The organism is Ignavibacteria bacterium, assembly GCA_017302895.1.
Classification (GTDB): Bacteria; Bacteroidota; Ignavibacteria; order Ignavibacteriales; family Ignavibacteriaceae; genus UTCHB3.
Map to the genome: position 1 here is coordinate 95,822 of JAFLBV010000001.1, position 21,013 is coordinate 116,834.

12 protein-coding genes are annotated in these 21,013 nt (G+C 41.4%); all 12 read left to right on the forward strand.

All coding sequences use genetic code 11. From position 1 onward, the window contains the following. Window positions 1-15 precede the first annotated feature (15 nt). The 12 genes from J0L60_00390 to rsmB all read left to right on the forward strand — a co-directional run bounded on the left by J0L60_00390 (window position 16) and on the right by rsmB (window position 21,007). Window positions 16-3,216: a PD40 domain-containing protein gene (locus tag J0L60_00390; protein MBN8544563.1), complete on the forward strand. Its 3,201-nt coding sequence runs from the start codon at window positions 16-18 to the stop codon at window positions 3,214-3,216. Window positions 3,217-3,727: 511 nt separating this feature from the next. After that, window positions 3,728-5,068, forward strand: a complete 1,341-nt coding sequence (locus J0L60_00395) for a T9SS type A sorting domain-containing protein (GenBank protein MBN8544564.1) — start codon at window positions 3,728-3,730, stop codon at window positions 5,066-5,068. A 624-nt stretch (window positions 5,069-5,692) separates the two neighbouring features. After that, the gene (locus J0L60_00400) at window positions 5,693-6,790 is read left to right on the forward strand and encodes a T9SS type A sorting domain-containing protein (protein MBN8544565.1); all 1,098 of its coding nucleotides are present in this window, start codon (window positions 5,693-5,695) and stop codon (window positions 6,788-6,790) included. A 213-nt stretch (window positions 6,791-7,003) separates the two neighbouring features. Next, on the forward strand, window positions 7,004-9,121 hold the full coding sequence (locus tag J0L60_00405) for a hypothetical protein (GenBank protein MBN8544566.1): 2,118 nt from the start codon (window positions 7,004-7,006) through the stop codon (window positions 9,119-9,121). Between the two features lie 447 nt (window positions 9,122-9,568). Then, window positions 9,569-11,206, forward strand: coding sequence for a T9SS type A sorting domain-containing protein (locus J0L60_00410; protein MBN8544567.1), 1,638 nt, complete (start codon window positions 9,569-9,571; stop codon window positions 11,204-11,206). Between the two features lie 386 nt (window positions 11,207-11,592). Next, the gene (locus tag J0L60_00415) at window positions 11,593-14,856 is read left to right on the forward strand and encodes a T9SS type A sorting domain-containing protein (GenBank protein ID MBN8544568.1); all 3,264 of its coding nucleotides are present in this window, start codon (window positions 11,593-11,595) and stop codon (window positions 14,854-14,856) included. Between the two features lie 186 nt (window positions 14,857-15,042). After that, window positions 15,043-15,270 (forward strand): DUF433 domain-containing protein, encoded by a 228-nt coding sequence (locus tag J0L60_00420; GenBank protein ID MBN8544569.1) that lies wholly within the window; start codon window positions 15,043-15,045, stop codon window positions 15,268-15,270. 127 nt (window positions 15,271-15,397) lie between these two features. Continuing rightward, on the forward strand, window positions 15,398-15,910 hold the full coding sequence (locus J0L60_00425; GenBank protein ID MBN8544570.1) for a hypothetical protein: 513 nt from the start codon (window positions 15,398-15,400) through the stop codon (window positions 15,908-15,910). Between the two features lie 36 nt (window positions 15,911-15,946). After that, a complete protein-coding gene (locus tag J0L60_00430) occupies window positions 15,947-17,824 on the forward strand; it encodes a mechanosensitive ion channel (protein ID MBN8544571.1) in 1,878 nt (625 codons plus the stop codon). 81 nt (window positions 17,825-17,905) lie between these two features. Next, window positions 17,906-18,157 (forward strand): type B 50S ribosomal protein L31, encoded by a 252-nt coding sequence (locus J0L60_00435; protein ID MBN8544572.1) that lies wholly within the window; start codon window positions 17,906-17,908, stop codon window positions 18,155-18,157. A 128-nt stretch (window positions 18,158-18,285) separates the two neighbouring features. Beyond that, entirely contained in the window at window positions 18,286-19,557 is a 1,272-nt protein-coding gene (locus J0L60_00440; protein MBN8544573.1) for a GlmU family protein, read from the forward strand. Window positions 19,558-19,645: 88 nt separating this feature from the next. Beyond that, window positions 19,646-21,007, forward strand: coding sequence for a 16S rRNA (cytosine(967)-C(5))-methyltransferase RsmB (gene rsmB / locus J0L60_00445; protein MBN8544574.1), 1,362 nt, complete (start codon window positions 19,646-19,648; stop codon window positions 21,005-21,007). The last annotated feature ends 6 nt before the right edge of the window (window positions 21,008-21,013 follow it).

A 21,013-nucleotide genomic window follows, 5' to 3' on the forward strand; every position in this document is an offset into this window, starting at 1 on the left:
TTCGAGGCAGAAAAGATGAGAAAAGCGGCGTTATTTTTTGTTTTTGTTGCAGTTATCGTTTCACAGTCTTTCGGGCAGTTTGGCAGGAACAAGGTTCAGTACAAGGACTATGACTGGTACTACATTCAGACAAAACACTTCGATATATATTTTACCATGGAAGGGAAAAATATTGCGGAGTTTGCTGCTACTGCAATTGAGGATGCTCTGGCTCAGATTCATTCCTCATTGAATTACACAATTCAAAAGAGAATCAGCGTAATTCTTTATGACTCGCAGAATGAATTTCAGGAAACCAATGTAATCGATTCCTATCTTGGAGAGGGAACCGGTGGTTTCACCGAACTCTTCAAGAACAGAATTGTACTTCCTTTTTCCGGAAACTACAAGATGTTCAGACATGTAATCCACCATGAACTGGTTCACGGTGTAATGAACGACATGTTTTACGGAGGCGCACTTCAAAATATTATTTCCAGCAATTCTGCAGTAAATCTACCATTATGGTTCTCGGAAGGGCTGGCTGAGTATCTGTCACTCGGCTGGGATACCAACACCGATCAGTTTATCAGAGATGCGGCTATCAATGAGTATCTCCCCGATATCAAAAATCTTGACGGTTATTTTGCCTACAGAGGCGGACAGGCGGTTTTCTATTACATCGCCAAAAAGTACGGCAGGGAAAAAGTTGCCGAACTTGTGATGAATGTAAAAGGGAAAGGGGGAGTCGATCAGGGAATGAAGGCTTCTATCGGTCTGACTGTTGATGAACTGAATGAAAGATGGAAGAAGGACATCAAAAGGGTGTTCTGGCCCGATATTACAAATCGTAAAGACCCCGACGAATTCGCCAAGAGACTGACCGATCCAAAAAAGGATAATTCCTCTTACAACATTTCTCCTGCAATTTCTCCGCAGGGTGACAAGATCGTCTACATCTCCAACAAGGATTATTTCTTCGATGTTTATCTTATGGATGCGAACACCGGGAAGGAAATAAAAAGACTTGTAAAAGGAAACAGAACGGTCGATTTTGAGGAATTGAATATCCTCACTCCCGGTATCTCCTGGTCACCTGACGGAAAAAAGATCGCTATATCGGCAAAAAGTGGTGCGGAAGATGCCATTTTCATTGTCGATGCTGAAAGTGGTGATGCAGTCAGTGTACCCGTCAGATTCCCGGGCATCGAAACAGTTGACTGGTCAAAAGACGGAAAGAGACTCGTTTTCGCAGCCCAAAATTACCATACATCCGATATCTATATCTACGATTTTGAAACAGGAAAAGTTGAAAATCTGTCAAACGACATTTTTTCCGATTCTGATCCAAGATGGTCTTATGACGGTAAAAAAGTTTATTTCTCCTCTGATCGTGATACTCTTACCCTGACAAAGAGCAAACTGGAGGGTTATGAAATGTACCGTCACGATTACAGTCAGATGGACATTTACGAAATTGATGTTGAAACCAGAGCGATCAGAAGGCTGACTGATTATCCGTTAAGCGATGAAAAATATGCGCTTCCATCACAATCGGGTGAGGAAGTCCTCTTCATTTCCGACTATAATGGAATTAACAATATTTATAAGATTAAACCAAATGCAGACTGGAAACCGACCAATAAACCGACTCCTGTGACAAATTCCCTGAATGGACTCGACCAGATCAGCACTTCCTATGACGGCAAGAAACTCGCCATGAACGCCATGTACAAGGCTTCGTATAATATCTTCACTGTAAACAATCCTTTCGGACTTTCCATCGATAAGGATTCTATCCCTTTTACAGATTATATGAATGAACTTGTAAATGGTGGAAGCGAGTTCAAGGGTGGAAATGGTAACAATCCTTTCGATACCACTTACAAGGTAAAGAAATTCGAACAGGAGAAACCCGACGCCCTCGACAAGGATTCTTCACAAACAAAGGTTGAAGTGTTTACAGGTGTTTTTGGAGATACAGTAAAAGCTTATGGTGATTCTGTACTCATCGACTATTCCACAATTGCATTCGGCGATAACGCCCCGAAAGCGAAAGACACCACAAAACTGCCCAACCTTGAGTTTTTACTCCCCGACAGGCTGGAAGATGACGGCGATTTCAAGATAAGGAAGTATAAAGTCAATTTTTCACCTGATCTCGTATATGCGAATGCGGGTTACAGTACCTATTACGGACTGCTCGGAACCACGGTACTCTCTTTTAGCGATGTACTCGGTGACCATAAACTGATCGGATTCACTTCACTTCAAATTGATCTTAAGAACAGCGATTACGGTCTGGCTTACTACTATCTGAAGGGGAGATGGGATATTGGGATATCGGCATTCCACACTGCAAGATTTATCTATCAGCAGAGAGGAAATTTCCTCAATTTCTTCAGATTCAGAAATTATGGCGCAGTTATTTCAGCGAGTTATCCTCTGAACAGATTCTACAGACTGGATCTTAGCCTCGGTGTAACAAACGCCACCCAAACCAATCTGGATAACACTCTTGAACCACAGAGGGAAAATACTTTTCTGGTTCCTTCGATCGCTTTTGTACATGACAACACCATTTTTGGTTATACCGCCCCGATTGACGGGACGAGATACCGCTTCGAATTTATGGCCAATCCGGTAATTCAGGCTGATAAATATGGATTTTACTCCGTTCTGGGCGATTATCGTGAGTATCTAAGATTCTGGGGAGATTACTCCCTCGCCGTAAGAGGTTCCTTTGGATATTCCTGGGGTACCAATCCGCAACGGTTCTTTATCGGTGGAACAGAGAACTGGATAAACCGTGACTGGTCAACAGGAAGACTTCCTCTCGATTCACCGAGTGATTTTGTGTTTCTCTCCACGGCACTTCCAATGCGCGGTTACAACTATGCAGAGGTAGTGGGTACCAAATACGGACTTATGAATGTTGAACTTCGTTTTCCGTTTATTAGATACCTCATCACAGGTGGTCTGCCCCTTTTCTTCAGCAACATCATGGGTACCATTTTCTTTGATGCAGGAGCTGCATGGACAAATAACGACCAGCTACGACTCTTCACAAAAGATGAAAAAGGGAATACCATCACCAAAGACCTGCTCATGGGTACCGGTTTCGGCATCAGGACATATTTTCTATACTTCCTCCTCAGGTTCGATCTCGCATGGGCTTACAATGTGGACGGTTTCAGCAAACCGATATTCTACTTCTCACTCGGAACAGACTTTTAATAGCTATTAGCTATGAAGTATGAACTATGAGCTGAAATATGAAGTCAGTAGTTTGAAGTATGAAATTTTATTGTTAAGTTATTTGAAGCTGTCAGAAATGGCAGCTTTTTTTATTTTTACTGTAATAGACTATTGAATTAAGTCTTTGTGGTGACAAAAGGGTACAAACCTTAAACATCGAAAAAGGAGCGACAATCGTCTCGATTGTCCTACCGCCAAACTTCCATTACACTGACAACGATGATAACGAAAGAATGACTTGGCCCTGTAAGGGGTCATGTGTGGGTAGAGATGTGTGAATTATCACAAAAAGCAAAATATTTCTTAAAAAAGTGAAAATAATTGTTGCATATATCAATAATTATTGTATATTATAGACGGGAAAGAGAGAGTTACTCTCAAATCATTAACACTTCAGCCAAAACCGTATGGGTGTTAGTGAGAGTCGTCATTTTTAATATTGCAGAGAAAACTTAAGTGCGTTCATTGTTTTGAATCGCGGAGATATATTATGAAAAAATTTATTATAATTTTAGTTTTATTCGGATTTACAGTCTTCGGGCAGTTTATTACCGAATCGGAAGGTTTAAATTTACCTACTGCTTATAATGGTTGGTTAAATCCTCCAACTGTGGCTGCATTCGCGGGAATTCAAGGTGCCGGTAATCTGCTCGTTAGCACAAAAGGCGTCAAGAGATATAAGACTACCATTAAATCTGCTGCGACTGCAAGCGATATAATTGGTGGAATACATAAGTGGAGATTTACCAGTGGTCCGGCAGGTGATTATTCAAATCACAAGTGGGGAGGCACGACTGTAGTGATGGATGTAATTCAAGGGTACACACATCAAGATACGACCAGGAACACGGTTACTTTGACTGATGCTTACTGGTATACTGTGGTTTTCAGAGATGCAGGTTATGCAAACACTGAAGCAATCTGGATGCAGACTGACGCTGTACCAATCACTATTACAAATGTTAACTATTCTATATCAACGCCGGACAGCCCGGTTACTGTAAACATAGCCTCAAGTTTTGTACCGGCGACTACAGAGAAAATATATGTAAGATACACAACCGATAATTGGGTTTCCTCAAGTTTTATCCAGGCAACCGGAGCGGATATAGTTTGGAGTGCAATTATCCCGGGTACAGGGAATACAGGAATGGCCGGTAACGAATTCTATGTTATGACAACAACTGTTGCTCTTCCCAATCACACGAATGCTGATTTACAGACCATAAATTCCACAGACAACAGTGGATTGAATTACCCTCTACCTGTTGAGCTCACAAGTTTTACTGCGAAAGTTTCAGATAACGGAACCGTTCACTTAAATTGGGAAACCGCTACGGAAGTCAGTAACTACGGTTTTGAAATCGAGAGAAAATCAGTTTCATCCGACTGGATCAAGATTGGATTTGTTGAGGGACATGGAACCACCAACTCGCCTAAATATTACAGTTATACCGACAAACCGGTAGCGACCGGTAAAATTACCTATCGATTAAAACAAATCGACAATGATGGGCAGTTCGAATACAGTCCTGAGGTTGAAATATTGGTTGAAAATCTTCTAAATGGTTTTGTTTTGGAACAGAACTACCCAAATCCATTTAATCCTGAGACTTCAATCAGATTTGTACTGAAAAAAGATACAAAAGCTACCCTGAAGGTTTACAATTCACTTGGTGCCGAAATAGCCACACTATTCGATGGTACCGCTGAGGCGGGCAGGTATTATGATGTAAAATTTGGTGGAGGCGATCTCGCATCCGGATTCTACTTTTACAGGCTTGTAGCAGGTGAATATGTTTCAGTGAAGAAAATGCTTTTGATGAAGTAGTACTTCACCCCTTCCGCAGGGATTCCCGCGGAGTTCTCCCTTTCCAAAAGGCGGGGGAAAGAAAGAATGGTTAATATTTTTACAAGACTGTCTCGAGAGGGGCGGTCTTTTTTTTGTTTAATCGGAATTTAGGATCAATTTAATATTACCAGAAATACGGGTAGAAATGCAGAGTTTTGGAAAAGGAGCGACAATCGTCTCGATTGTCCAATCGCAAAAAGTTAATAATTATGGCAGGCATTTGTTTAATTTTTGTATTTCATTCCCGTAAGGATTAATCCTCCCGAATCCTCGGGACTATTGATTCAAAAATCCTTCCCAAGACAAACCAATCTCCCGATCCATCGGGACGAATTCATTCTGAGAAGCCCAGATTATCATGGAAAATTCAAAAATCCACGAGAAATTCATCACAGGGGGTTAAAATCGCAATATTTCTTTAATTTTATTTAAAAAATATTTTGCAATAAATTAAATATACCGTAAATTGTGTTGCGGTAAAAAATGCATTTTATCATACATTTTGTGCCGCAGGGTTTAGCTAATGTGAGGATTCATTATCAGTGAGGTTTTAGAGAAAATAGAAATAAATATGTTTAATCAAAACTCTTCGGAGGAATGTATATGAAAAAGTTGATTACTTTTCTTACCATCTTGTTTTTAGGACAATCTGCTTTGTTTGCAGCTTGGGGATTTTTTGGCGCGGATCAGAGTTATATCGGAGTAAAAGTTGGAGGTAATTCGGTTGGGAATTATGTCATGTGGAATTCTGGAGCAGGAAATTTTCTTGCTGCTGATATGGGACTTATTTCAGATATCAATGACAAGATACTGATCACCTATTGGGATATAAAAACTTGGAAAAATAATGGTGGAGATGTAACCAGTGCCACACTTTATTATCGGATTTATGAAACAGGAAGTCCTAGTGGCAGTTTTAACTCTGTTGGGTCAAGTTATGTAACGGAATTGGGTAATGGTGATCAAAAATGGGGTTTTACTGGTTCTGCAGAACTAGCACATTCACCATTTGTAACAAATAAAAACTATACTTTGGAAGTGTATATCGCCGTAACCGGCACGACACCCTCAACTACACTGTATGATAATGTTAGCGGAGCTAATTACAAACCTACATTTAGTTCTGTCGGCGCCCTCCCTGTCGAGCTTACCTCCTTCAACGCTGCTATCAGAAATGGCCTTGTAGATTTGAAGTGGGAAACCGCAACCGAGGTCAACAACTATGGTTTTGAAGTTGAGAGAAAATCGTCATCTTCCGATTGGAACAAAATCGGTTTTATTGAAGGACATGGATCTACCAACTCACCAAAATATTACAGCTTTTCAGACAAACCGACAGGAATGGGAAAAATTTCCTACAGACTGAAACAAATCGACAACGACGGAAAGTATGAATACAGCCCAATCGTTGAGGTTTTGGTAGATAATCTTCCAAATGGTTTTGTACTGGAACAAAATTATCCGAATCCGTTCAATCCCGAAACTTCAATTAGATTCGCATTAAAAGAAGATACCAAGGCAACACTTAAAGTTTACAACTCACTTGGTGCTGAAGTTGCAACTCTCTTTGATGGTACAGCAGAAGCCGGCAGATACTATGATGTAAAATTTGGAAGCAGTGAACTTGCCTCCGGTTTCTACATTTATAAACTCGTTGCCGGCGATCATGTTTCTGTAAAGAAAATGTTGCTGATGAAGTAATACCTTACCCCTCCCAAAGGGATGCCTGTGGCACGGCTCATCTCCTAAGAGGCGAGGGGAGTTTGATCGGTGAATAATTTTGAAGCTCCTGAGAAATCGGGAGCTTTTTTTTGTTGTCATATGGATTTTTCGGATTTTTGAAGCCGGTAGTTGGGAAAGTTACTGCCCATGTATTTTGCAAGAAGCTTATGATTTAGAGAAGCAATAAATTTTATGAAGAAGCACTCCAAACGAATTCAGTCAAAAGTTGTTAAAGATGATTCTACTCCGGAAGTCATTACTGAGAAACCGGAAATATCACCATTCAGAAAAAATGTTTTCAGGATATCGACGCTCTTATTTCCTTTTTTCCTCATTTTTCTTATTGAGGTTATTTTTCGTTTTTCAGGTTGGGGAGGTTATCCGTCATTTCTAAAACCTGTGGGTATACTGGAGTCGGGCGATACACTGATTATCGTGGAGCCGGCTGCATCAAAGCCCTATTTTTATTCAAATCCTTCCCGACCGGGATACGCAGAACAATATAATTTTGTCATGCCAAAACCTAAGAATACAATCAGAATATTCCTGTTGGGAGAATCAGCAGCAAAAGGGTATCCTCAGCCGAAAAATCTTTCAATGAGTTCATTTCTGCAGGCAATGTTAAGTGACTTGTTCCCCGGTAAAAAGATCGAAGTTATTAATCTTGGCACAACCGCTGTGGCGAGTTTCCCGATTACTTTTATTGCAAAGGAAGCACTTAAATATAATCCTGATTTTATTATTTCCTACACTGGAAACAATGAGTTTTTTGGCTCCTACGGCACTGCTTCTATTAATTCATCAGGGGCACTTTCTCCGGCATTACTTAATGTCATCAGGTGGATTAATGGTCTGGCAATGATCCAGGCATACAATCATTACACAGAAAGTAAACCTGGAAAGGATATTACTTTGATGGAGCAGATGATTGGGGAGACTGTAATACCATCTGATTCCGACCTTAGAGAAAGTGCGGCTGCTAATCTGAAATACAATCTTGGGGAAATCGCCGAGTCTTGCAATGAAGCGGGAGTTCCTTTGATTTTGTGTACTACTGCTTCGAATGAATCATCTCTCTATCCATTGGGTTCGGAGGATATGAATTCCCTCGGTGAAAAAAAGAAAATCGAGTTTGAGAACTTGTTGACTCAAGGTGTTAAAAATCTCGACTCCAATTCTTTACATTCAGTAACTCTGCTAAGAAGTGCGACAGAAATATTTCCTGAGCATGCGGGTGCAGCATTTTTATTGGGAAGAGCGTATTTGGGGACCGGGGATATCAAAACTGCAAAGAAGTATTTTCTTAAGGCGCGGGACCTTGACAAAATGCCCTGGCGGCCAATCTCTTTGACAGAACAGGCGATCAGGGAAGTGGCACTGAATCATAAACTCCCGCTGTGCGACATAGCTGAGGAGTTCAGGAGGTTGTCGACTGACGGTGCCACAGGATGGGAATTGATGGATGATCATGTGCATTTATCGCTAAGAGGGCAGGCGGAAGCAGCCAAACTAATGACAAATGTCATACTAAAAAATCTGGAAAAGCAAGGTTTAACAGCACACAGTATCGACAGTCTTAAAACCTGGGAAGAATATACTAAAAATCTTGGCAGTAATGAGTATGATCAATATCGAGTGGCTCACACCATGCGTATACTGTTTAATGTGCCGTTTCTTAAGAAAAATAATGGTGATGCATTTAACAGGTATCTGAACTATATACTGACAGCAGAGTCAAAGATGAGCAAAGGGGTACTTAGTGCAGTAAGGGAGTGGCAAACCGAAACCCCTCACGCAGGCGGTTTAATGCCGATCACTGGTCTTGTAGCCAAAGCAATGGTAAAAGAGAACCGACTGGAAGAGGCACTGAAGTACTTCCAAATTGCACGGATTCAAGTTCCTGAATATACTTCGTGGTTTCTCGAGTATGTCTATTTTTCGATTGCCTTAAAGGCATCCATTAACAAGACAGTCGACAAATCAGACCTCGATGATGCGCTAATGGCAATTAGGCAGGGCAAATTCCTCCTTAAAAATGGTTATTCTGAAACAGGGTTAACAGAAAGATACATGGGGAGGTTACACCAGCTTAGAGAGGAGTGGGATCAGGCAATCCCATATCTTTTCGAGGCGGTAAAACGACTCAAGGAAGAGGATTTGGTGGCTGCTGATCAGGCTCTATATCTCTCTTATATAAAGACCGGAAAAACAAATGAAGCATTAATTCTCGTCGAAAATGGCATCAGGCGTGGAGGAAAGTTTGTCGGGGTATACGAAAAATTAAGAAAATCGCTTGCTAATAAAAAATAATTTGTGAAAAACTTATTTTTCAGACAAAAATACTTGACATATTATAAAAAATTGTTAATTTGCATACAGGTTATGTGAGGACTTTTCAATTATAAAATACGGAGGTATTCTTTTTCTATTAGTAACAATTATTTGAGAGATTTCCGCTCCATTAAGTTTGGTTAGTGAGGGAAAAACTGCCAACTTTTTAAATAAATACCCTAAAATCTCTTCACTCTATTTAGCTCCTTCATAACTTGATCTGATAGAGGTCAAACCACATCTACCTAAAATAACATACATTTTAGTCTGTTTCAGTCACAGTTCAATTGTTTCTGCTTCTTGTTGTGCAAGAAATCTAACAATCAGAATTGGGCAAGTTATGCATATTTCCACATTCTCTCATTTTTGAGATATGGAAGTATTATTGGTATTTGGTCAACAATTAAATAAGGAGAAGAGAAAACCATGCGAAACATTTTTTTCAGGTTTTTCGTAATCTTGTGTCTCGTGCCCCAAATTTGGGCACAGAAGACATATAATGATGCAACAGGTGACATCGATCCCGGAATCGCCACAGGGGGTGGTACACTCGATTTGGTCAAAATGGAAGTATCGAACACCTCAACCGATATTTTGTTTAAACTTACCGTTAACGGTAATTTGACAACAACCGACTGGGGTAAATTCATGATGGGTATTTCAACCGGTTCCACGGCCTCAACAAACACGGGAAACGGGTGGGGAAGGCCCATCAATTTAAATTCGGACTTGGGTGGAATGGACTACTGGATTGGAACATGGGTAGATGGTGGGGGTGGTGGACAATTGTGGAATTATACAGGTGGGGGTTGGGCTGGTCCGACTGCACCATCGGGATATACATTTTCAGGAAGCACAATAAACATTACTGTGACAGCCGCTTCCCTGGGATTGAACGCAGGTGATTTGTTGTATTTTGATGCATATTCCTCCGGTGGTGGTGGCTCTGATGGTGCGGTGGATGCTTTAGCAAAGCCAACAGTTTCAATCGTCGGTTGGGGTGATTCATATACTTCTAATGCAACAAATGGAATTTTTTCCTATAAATTTGCGGGAATTACTTTGACGGACGGTTCGAGCTACACTTATGAGGTTACTCCCGGTTCTACAAATCAACCTATTGGTCGTTTTGCCCTAACAGATTTCAATGCGGGTTCATCTCTTACTGATGTGAATATACGCTTGAATGGAGTACGGACTGGGGCATCCAACTTTAAACTTTGGGCGAGTACCGACAATACCTTCAATTCAGGCACCGATACTCAAATTGGGTTAACAACAGCCTTGGATCCCGGAAATGGTGGTAGCGTAGGATTTCTTACAATTTCCCGTGCATTGTCTTCGTCCGCCACTTACTTTTTCCTCACTTGCGATCTGACTGCCGGGGCAACGGGTATGATTCAGGCAGATTTGATTGATAACAGTGCATTGTTATTTTCTGGTGGATCATTAGCTACAACAATTTCAAGTACAGCACTGTCAGGTGGATCAATCCCGCTACCTGTTGAATTAGTCTCCTTTAATGCATCTTGCGATCACGGAAATGTAGACCTGACCTGGCAAACTGCTACTGAAGTCAATAACAACGGATTCGAAGTTGAACGAAAAATTTCCACCTCTGACTGGTATAAAATCGGATTTGTTGAAGGAAATGGTACTTCCAATTCTCCGAAGTTTTACAGCTTCTCTGACAAACCAACGGGAACGGGAAAAATTTCATACAGACTAAAACAAATAGATAATGATGGCATGTTCGAATATAGCCCGACAGTTGAGGTTCTTGTTGATAATCTTCCGAACGGGTTTGTATTGGAACAGAATTATCCGAACCCGTTCAATCCCGAGACTTCAATCAGATTTGCATTGAGGGAAGATACAAAAGCAACACTTAAAGTTTACAACTCACTCGGTTCAGAGATTGCAACCCTTTTTGATGGTACAGCAGAGGCCGGCAGATACTACGATGTGAAATTTGGGAGTGGTGAACTTGCTTCCGGATTCTACATTTATAAACTTGTTGCAGGCGAGTATGTTTCTGTAAAGAAAATGTTGCTGATGAAATAATACCTCACCCCTCCCAAAGGGATGCCTGTGGCACGACCCCTCTCCTCAGAGGCGAGGGGAGTTTGATCGGTGAATAATTTTAAAGCTCCTGAGAAATCGGGAGCTTTTTTTATGACATGATTCACATTGGTAAAATAGTTCTTGACAAATTGAACTAAATTTTACTATCTTGCATTCATTATTATAGCATTTATCCAATTCCCCTCACATAAATGCTTCGAAAGCAAATAACTCACAGTTATTAGTCCGGCTCCGTAGTCTGCGGAGGCATTTATTATTTAAGTTTATCAAACCACAACAAGCGACCGATGGTGATTGCAATGCTATGCTATAATCGAAATTTCATATCCAAGACATTTTTTTTGTTGTTCATTTCATTTCTTAGTGTGAACGCACAGACATATGTTTCCCGTGCTGCCGACAATGCAGGAAATTACTCCACTTGGGCAAACGGTAACAATCTAGGTACCGGTTTCAATGCCTGGGTTTTTACAAATACTGGAACAAGTGGCCAGTTTCTTGGTTCGGCTTATGCCACATCAATAGATGTTGGTGGAAAGTCATTTGGAGTTTATGGAAATCCTGCCGGCTCAAATGTTGGTAAAGCCAAGAGGACTTTTACCTTTTTGAAAGAGAATGAAAAATTCACCTTTAAAATGTCAACCCGATTTAGAAATGGAAACAAAGGTGTCGATATTCTAAGTGGCTCAACTGTTTTGTTCAATATTAATATTGGCGGTGACCAGTATTCATATCAAAACAAAAATGGCGGTTCCGTTGTAAATATGGATGCCACCTATGATGGTAATATGGCGTTTACGGTTACTCTGATTAAAAAATCGGGAAATGTTCTGAATGTCCAAATAGACAGAAGTACAGGTACAGGCCTTTCAGCGACCGATTTTACACTGTCAAGTGGAACGATTGATGGTGTGGAATTCTATGTGGCAAACACGATTGCAGGCGATGACAACAACCTCTATTTCAATTCACTTGACATATCCCAGCCAAAATACACTTCAATTGCCGATGGTGACTGGAATACGGCTTCAACATGGGGTTCAAGCACACCTGTTGCAAATTCATTAATTGAAATCAACAGTGCGGTAACGGTAAATTCAGCAGTTTCAGCTAACACCTCTTCTGTTACAATTAATTCCACTAAATCATTGACATTTGGTGCGTCAGGCTCGTTGTCGGTTCAAGGCAACTGGACAAACAGCGGCACTCTTGATATGACGACCGGAGGAAGCGTATCTTTTGGAGGCACTTCTGTTCTTACCATAACAGGTACAAATGTCTTCAATAATGTTAATCTTGGCTGTGGTGTTAATTTTGGGAGTTCTTCCACCATAAACGGAACTTTAGCCCTTAACTCAGGCGGTTTTGTCTCTGTTAATGCACCGACTTATGGTTCTTCATCCACACTCCAATACAATAACGATTACGAACTCGCTTCAGAATGGTATGCAAATGTCGCTTCCGGGCAGGGTGTTCCTCAGAATGTTGTGATAAATGGAGGGAATGTATATTTTGCTATAATTGCAAATGTCTACAGACAACTGAATGGCAATTTAACAATAAACAATGGTAAGGCATTTTCTTTGTCACAATCTTCCGGGGGTGACTTAAAGATAAAAGGAAATCTTGTAAACAACGGGACACTTCACACCAACTCAAGAAGTGTCGATTTCAATGGAGGTGCAGCTCAAGAAATATCAGGAACCGGCACATTCAATTTTAGCTATCTTAATGCAGTCAACAACTCAGCCGTTACAGTCAATGCAAATATCTCCGTTTCCAATAATATTAATGTTAACTCACTCTCCTCTCTCGACTGTGGTTCAAGTGTCATAACTTTTGGAAGCGGTGCGACCGTAACGGGTTCAGCACCATTAACGACCGGAACCGGAACACTTGTATTTTCCGGATCAGGAACAGTCAATAATTCCACAAGCACATTCAACAATGTTACTATCGGCGGGGGAGTTAATCTTGGTGCCGGAGTTACGATAAACGGGACGCTTCAAATCAATCCGGGAGGATTTTTATTAACAAATTTTCCCACATACGGTCCATCCTCCACTCTCAAATACAATTCCGGTACCATTTACGGCAGAGGTCTTGAATGGAGCAGCACATCAGGAGCAGGTTACCCGAATCATGTTCAGATTTCAAATAATACGACATTGAATCTCGGTAATGCCGGAACGACTACTGCCCGTCAAATGGCAGGTAACTTAACGATTGATGCTGGCTCTGCTTTGGATATGTCTGTTTCGGGAAGTGTGATGGAGCGTCCCCTTACTGTGTTTGGAAATATCACGAACGGCGGGACTCTTAAGTTGGGAGGCATCAATGGTCCTGATGCCGGAGACCTGATCGTAAAAGGAAACTTCACAAACAATGGAACATTTAATTCAAACACCAGGGAAGTAGTTTTCGATGGTACCTCAGTTCAAACAATCTCAGGTACTACTTCACCAGTTTTCACTTACTTTGCTCTTTCGAATCCTGCGGGAGTTGAGCTGGGAGTAAACACAACCATTCAAAACAGGTTACGATTCGATGAGGGAGTTCTCCGCTTAACCAACTTTAATCTTTCATTGTCTTCGGGTGCAACTTATTCCGGAACGCCTTCTGCAACACAGATGATTGTGACCAACGGAACAGGGATGTTAAAATTTACCGGTACCGGCCCTTCAACGCTTCTCTTTCCGATTGGCGATGAAACAGGAACAGCTGAATATTCTCCCGCACAGGTAATTCTGAATTCCGGTACCGAAACCATAGGTGTTAAAGTCGTAGATGGAGCACACCCAAGTAAAGGACCGGGTGCTCTCTATCTCACCCGTTATTGGGATATTTCCAGGGATGGTAATTCAAGTATTAATTATGACCTCACTCTTAATTATTTGGATGGGGATGTAAGCGAACCCGCTCAAGAATCTTCCTTAGTGATGGGAAAATTTAACGGTACGCTCTGGACTGTTTTGCCAACAACTCTCGATGCGACTGCTAATACCCTCACCGTTTCGAGTCAGACTTCATTTTCCCAATTTACTGGTGGGGAGCCTTCTGCCCTCCCAGTCGAACTCTCCTCCTTCAACGCAAAAGTTTCCGCCGGCACGGTCCTTCTCGACTGGGAAACCAAAACCGAAATGAACAACTACGGCTTCGAAGTGGAGAGAAAACTGGTGAATTCTGACTGGACAAAAATAGGATTTGTTGAGGGATACGGGATGTCCAATTCACCGAAGTTCTACAGCTTTAAGGACAGACCCTCGGGAACGGGAAAAATTTCCTACAGATTAAAACAAATTGACAACGACGGGCAGTTTGAGTACAGCCCTGTTGTTGAGGTGCTTGTTGACAATCTTCCAAACGGATTCGTACTGGAGCAAAATTATCCTAATCCTTTCAATCCTGAAACTTCCATCAGGTTTGCGTTGAAAGAGGACACCAAAGCTACATTGAAAGTTTACAACTCACTTGGTGCCGAAGTAGTGGTTCTCTTCGACGGAACAGCAGAAGCCGGCAGGTACTACGATCTTAAGTTCGGCGGAAATGAACTCGCTTCGGGCTTCTATATCTATAAACTTGTGGCAGGTGACTATGTTTCAGTTAAGAAAATGTTGCTGATGAAATAGTACCTCACCCCCTTTTTAGAACACGATAATCAAGATTTAAAAAGATGGGAAGAATGATTCGTTAAGTTTAGGTTTATAATTAAAGCTCCTGAGAAATCGGGAGTTTTTTTTACTTTTGTGGATGGAGTTATATACCACACAACTTTCGAAATTTTTATTAAATTAGCATTATATCTTGAGGAAAAAATGGAATTAAAAGACAGAATAACAGTAAATCCAAAAGTAATGGATGGAGTCCCTTGTGTAAGAAATTTAAGAATGCCGGTGGCTACCATTCTTGCACTTCTTGCTGAAGGGTTTGAAGCTAAAGAAATTATTGAAGAACATGATGAACTTGAGCCGGAAGATATCAAGGCCGTTTTAAAGTATGCATCGGAATTTTTCAGAATAAGGAAATTACCCCTTTTTAATTGAGTTGTCATTTTTTTTAATTCAAACGAGTTAGACCCTCCTTCTCCCATCAATTTCCCTCATTTACATGTTTTCTACAACAAATTAACTATCTTTGTCAACATAGTTTTTCCATTTAACCGGTAAAAAAATGACACTGACAGAAAAATTTCGCGGTAAAAAAATCCGCTGGATAAAAGAAAGCGTTTTTTCGAGAGAGTTCAAACTCCTGTCTGACAACGAAAATATAGGAGAACTCAGATTTCCCAAATTTTTTAGTACAACCGCAACTATTAAACTTCTCGACCACGAGTGGGAAGCATACTCTCCAAGCATGTTCAAAAGCAGAATGGAACTTAAGGACAAAAGAACCGGTGTAATTCTTGCAACTTTAAAGGTCGAGAAAGTCTTTGGTGGAAGTGAAATTTTTGTGGGTGATAAAAAATTCATTTTCTCAAACTCTCTTTTCAACAGAAAGTTCTTCATTAAAAATGACTCGGATGCCATCCAGCTCGAGTTTGAAATGAACAGTTGGTTCAAAACACAGGCGGAAGTTAAGGTTGAACCTGTTTTTATTCAAAAAGAAGAGTTCCCGGTGCTTCTTGCCTTTGTATGGTACCTGATAATCAGAATCAGCGAAAGACACGCGGCAGCAGCGGCATAAATCTATTGGAATAATCCTTTAACAAAAGAGGTACCGATGATCTCAAAATATTTCAGAAACTTTTATATCACATCGTTGGTGGCTCTCTCTGTTACCGGTTTTTTATCACCAATATTCGCTCAGCAGCCTCTGAAAGACACGACCCAATCCGGAAACGGAACCGAGTTGCTACTTCGCCTCGATTCTGTGAGAGTTGCCGACTCGCTTTACAAAATCAAAATTGAGGCGGAGCTTTTAAGTCTTAAAACCACCGATAATCTAAAAAAAGCTGAGTTACTAAAGGAGCTTGAGGTTCTCAAAGCTGCTGAGATAAAGAAAAAGGAAATTCTGCAGAGGCAGGTGGACTCCTTAAAAGCCGTCTCCAAAGGTCATCCCGTTGCTCCCTTGGGAGACACCATCCTTGTAGTTTATACCAATATTGGCTCATTTTCTGCAGAAACAAGAGCAAAGTCGAACTCCGAAAAAATTGAAAAACTTGCCGGTGATTACTTTTTTTCACCTGATTCCATCAAACTCTTTCCCGGTGAAACTCACATCGATTTGATGTATGGCGATATCATCATCCTTAGTGTAACAGACAAAGATGCCCTGTGGATGGGAACAACAAAAAGCGAACTCGCCAAACGGTACCGTGAAAGAATTGTTTCATCCGTCACGAAATACAAGGATTCCACAAATCTTCAAACTCTTGCATTGAAGGCTGTTTTTGCTCTCCTTATTCTGATAGCAATGGTTCTGATTATAAAATTCATGAACAAGGGATACAGGTTTTTCAAACTTAAAATTTTGTCAAACCGGAATAAATTATTCAAAGGATTCAGCTTCAAAGACTACGAATTTGTGTCTGCAAACAAACAGATAGAGATATTCTTTTTTATCTCAAACATTGTTAGGCTGGTCATCATTCTTCTGATTGTTTACCTTGCACTTCCTCTCATATTTTATATATTCCCTTGGACCGAGAATCTGGCCACCGTTTTTCTTGGCTTTATTCTGAATCCTCTAAAAAAAATCGTCTCAGCTTTCATCGAATTTTTGCCAAATCTTTTCACGATTCTCGTTATTTTAATCGTTTTCAGATATATTCTGAAAGCAATACGATATCTGACAACTGAGATTGAATCGGAAAGACTGAAAATACCTGGGTTCTATCCCGACTGGGCACAACCGACTTACAACATTGTGCGAATTCTTGTTATGGCATTTGCTGTGATAGTAATCTTTCCATACCTTCCCGGCTCCGACTCACCGGTGTTTCAGGGGGTTTCGGTGTTCCTGGGTTTCATGTTCACACTTTCTTCCGCCGGGTCACTTTCGAATATTATTGCCGGAACTGTACTGACTTATATGAGAGCTTTCCAACTGGGTGACAGGGTAAAAATAGGGGACACTCTCGGGGATATCGTCGAGAAAACGCTCCTTGTTACCCGTGTGCGCACCCGCTACAATGAAATCATTACAATTCCTAATGCCACCATTATGAATTCAAACACGATAAATTACTCAATTGAGGCAAGAATTAACGGCTTGATAATCAAGACTACCGTAACAATCGGGTATGATGTGCCCTGGCGAAAAGTCCATGAGATGCTTTTGGAGGCCGCAAAGCGAACTGAAATGTTGCTCGCCGAACCAAAACCGTTCGTTCTGCAAACGAGTCTGGATGATTTCTATGTCAGTTACGAACTGAACGCCTTCACTAGGGAGTCGGCACTACAGGCAAAAATTTATTCCGATCTGCACCAAAATATTCAGGACAGCTTCAATGAGTCGGGCGTGGAAATCATGTCTCCTCACTATCGGGCAGCTCGCGACGGCAATATGACAACAATTCCCACTGATTATCTCCCTTCTGATTATGTCGCTCCCGCATTCGGAGTAGATCTGAAGAAAAAATCGGGAGATGATAGTTGAGAAAGTATTTTATCACAAACGAAAAATTACTTATATTGCATGTCTGTTTAGTAAAATTCGTTAACTAAAAGCACGAGTAAAATGAAAAAAGGCATTCATCCTCACTATAGGCCGGTAGTTTTCAAAGACTTTTCATGTGAGTTCGCAGTTTTGTCGAAATCAACTATAAAAGCCACTGAAACGATCGTATGGGAAGATGGAAATACTTATCCGCTAGTTAGGCTTGAGATTTCCAGTGGTTCACATCCGTTCTTTACCGGTAAGCAGAAACTTCTTGATACCGCCGGTAGAGTAGAGAAGTTTATGAGAAAGTACTCAAAACCAGGGAACTAAGCCCGTTTAGGTTTTTGAATTAAGCTATCCTGAAAATTCGGGATAGCTTTTTTTGTTTTACCACTAAACTCTTTCTCTCTATTTATTTATATTGCATTATCATTAGAATCTTTTAGTAGAGTAACAAAATGCAGATTTGTCTTTTTGAGGATATCTATTTCGATCATTTTGAACCAATGATCCTCACAAGGCCCACTTACAACCTGTTTTGTGGGATTCATACACTTCGGGACAAAGTAAAAAGGGCTTTTCCGGGAGTCGACATAGTCTTCCATACCAGAGGCTATCTTAAGGCGTTCATCGGTTTGAAGAACCCGACTTTCAAGGTTAACGAAATTGAACATGACGAATGTCTGTTCATCAACGGAAGGGTAATCGCTCCCCCTGATATCGCCAAAATAGTGAAAATTGACGCTCCGGGCGACAGACTCTATCTAAACGGTGAAACGATTATCGCAGCGAAAGTTTCCGGAAAAAAGCTTGAAAGCGTAAAAGAGGGCTTGGATGATCTGATCACCCTCTCCAATTTTGACGGCATTCCCGTTGAACAGGTGGATGTAAAATATGCCACCTACATATGGGATCTTATCCATGCAAATCCAAAAGAGATCGTTAACGATTTCTTTGCTTATATGGAAATTAATAATATCCCTGAGAAAACGAGAGTGAGAGGTACGGTTTACGATGGTGCCGTTCTTCTCGCAAGGGAAAATATCTACATCCACGAAACTGCCAGGATTATGCCCGGTGCGGTAATTGATGCCACAGACGGACCCGTCTTCATCAATGCTGATGCCATCGTTTATCCAAATGCAGTTATCGAAGGTCCTGTTTGTATAGGTCGCGGAACAAAAGTTAAGCCATGCGCCTCAATTTATCACGGTGTTACAGTTGGTAAGGTCTGCAAAGTCGGAGGTGAGATTGAAGGAAGTATCATTTCACCCTATTCCAACAAGCAACACTCCGGATTCATGGGCCATGCCTATATCGGAAGTTGGGTAAACATCGGCGCTGATACCAACAACAGTGATCTTAAAAACAACTACGGTACCGTAAAAATAATGGTAAATGGTGAGCAGGTCGACAGCGGACAGCAGTTCCTCGGTCTGATTATGGGTGATCACTCAAAAACGGCTATCAATACCATGTTCAATACCGGCACGGTAGTCGGTTTCTCAAGCAACATCTTTGGTGCAGGGTTCCCGGCGAAATATATCCCGAGCTTCTCCTGGGGAGGTGCAGACATGATGACCACCTACGATATCGAAAAAAGCCTCGAAACCGCCAAAAGGGTGGTACAAAGAAGAAACAGGGTTATTTCCGAAACGGAAGAAAAACTCTTCAGAAAAGTCTTCGATCTTACTCACAAACAGAGAAGAAAGATGGGATTCCCGTACTAGCTATGAACTATGATCTATGAACTATGAGCTGTTGGAGTGGAAATAATTTCCGGGAAGTAAAAACAATGAAACATGAATCAGTAACAAAATGCAAATAGAAGAACACAGAGTGAAAGATCTTTATACGGGTGTAAGAGGAACTGCGGTCAAAATTCTTGACAGGATCGAGAGAACAGACTCTTATCTCGACAAGTTGCTCGACCACGAAATGAAGCACACCGATCTTTCAGGGCAGGACAAGGCTTTGCTATATGAACTGGTTCACGGTGTTGTCAGGTGGATGGGGAGGCTCGACTGGATCCTTAGCGGGTTCTACAAAGGTCAGTTCTCCAAGGCGATTCCTGTCCTGAAAAATGCTCTTCGTGTGGCTCTCTATCAGGTCATGTTTCTCGACAAAATTCCCGAGTATGCCATCGTCAATGAGGCGGTCGATTTTGTGAAAAAACTTCAGGGGCAAAAACCTGCTGACATCACAAATGCAGTCTTAAGGAATATAATCAGATCAAAAAACGGACTTCGCTACCCTGATCCCAACGAAAACCTGATCAGCTATCTTGCAGCATACTATTCGCATCCCACATGGCTTGCGAAAAGATGGGTTGAAAGATACGGGCGTGAAAATGTGGAAGCCCTCATGAATGCCAATAACGAGAGACCCGTGCTGACCCTGAGAATAAATCAGCTCAAAGTCGACAGGCAGGAATTTGAGTCACTTCTTCAGTCCGTTAATCTAAAGTACGCAATCGGCAGTTTCAGCAAGGATTTCTATCGCCTCCAGATTCTTACGAATATCCAAAGCTGGCAATACTTCGCCGAAGGGTATTTTGCAATTCAGGATGAAAGCACCGGAATGCCGTGTCTCCTTTTGGATGTGAAACCCGGCATGAGAGTGCTCGATATGTGTGCGGCTCCGGGAGGCAAAAGTGCTTACATCGCAGATTTGATGAACAATTCAGGCGAAATAGTTTCTCTCGACAAGTTCGAAAGCCGAGTAAAACTTATGCAGGCAAATCTCGATCGTCTTGGCATCTCGATCGTTAAATTCGTCACCGCCGACGCCCTCGAATATGAGGATGAACTTTTCGATCGCGTTCTGCTCGATGCCCCTTGCTCGGGATTGGGGACTCTCTCAAAAAAACCTGATATCAAATGGAAGAGAGACCTGTTGGATATCAAAAAGCTCACTCCGCTACAGTCCGATCTGCTTCAAAAGGCGAGTGAGATGGTAAAACCGGGTGGTGCCGTGGTTTACAGTACCTGTACCATCGAACCCGAAGAAAATTATGAGATCATCACGAAGTTCCTTCTCGAAAATCCGAACTTCGCGCTCGATGATGCGTCAAACTTCGTTGATAAAAGAATTGTTGATGAGAATGGGTGCATCCAGTCTCTGCCTCACAGGGACAAGATGGACGGTGCATTCTCTGCAAGGTTAATAAGAAAAGAATAGTTAGAG

Excerpts from the sequence above, each read along its gene's own strand:
- J0L60_00390 (MBN8544563.1), top strand. The coding sequence starts at position 16 with ATGAGAAAAGCGGCGTTATTTTTTGTTTTTGTTGCAGTTATCGTTTCA.
- J0L60_00395 (MBN8544564.1), top strand. The coding sequence starts at position 3,728 with ATGAAAAAATTTATTATAATTTTAGTTTTATTCGGATTTACAGTCTTC.
- J0L60_00400 (MBN8544565.1), top strand. The coding sequence starts at position 5,693 with ATGAAAAAGTTGATTACTTTTCTTACCATCTTGTTTTTAGGACAATCT.
- J0L60_00405 (MBN8544566.1), top strand. The coding sequence starts at position 7,004 with ATGAAGAAGCACTCCAAACGAATTCAGTCAAAAGTTGTTAAAGATGAT.
- J0L60_00410 (MBN8544567.1), top strand. The coding sequence starts at position 9,569 with ATGCGAAACATTTTTTTCAGGTTTTTCGTAATCTTGTGTCTCGTGCCC.
- J0L60_00420 (MBN8544569.1), top strand. The coding sequence starts at position 15,043 with ATGGAATTAAAAGACAGAATAACAGTAAATCCAAAAGTAATGGATGGA.
- J0L60_00425 (MBN8544570.1), top strand. The coding sequence starts at position 15,398 with ATGACACTGACAGAAAAATTTCGCGGTAAAAAAATCCGCTGGATAAAA.
- J0L60_00430 (MBN8544571.1), top strand. The coding sequence starts at position 15,947 with ATGATCTCAAAATATTTCAGAAACTTTTATATCACATCGTTGGTGGCT.
- J0L60_00435 (MBN8544572.1), top strand. The coding sequence starts at position 17,906 with ATGAAAAAAGGCATTCATCCTCACTATAGGCCGGTAGTTTTCAAAGAC.
- J0L60_00440 (MBN8544573.1), top strand. The coding sequence starts at position 18,286 with ATGCAGATTTGTCTTTTTGAGGATATCTATTTCGATCATTTTGAACCA.
- rsmB (MBN8544574.1), top strand. The coding sequence starts at position 19,646 with ATGCAAATAGAAGAACACAGAGTGAAAGATCTTTATACGGGTGTAAGA.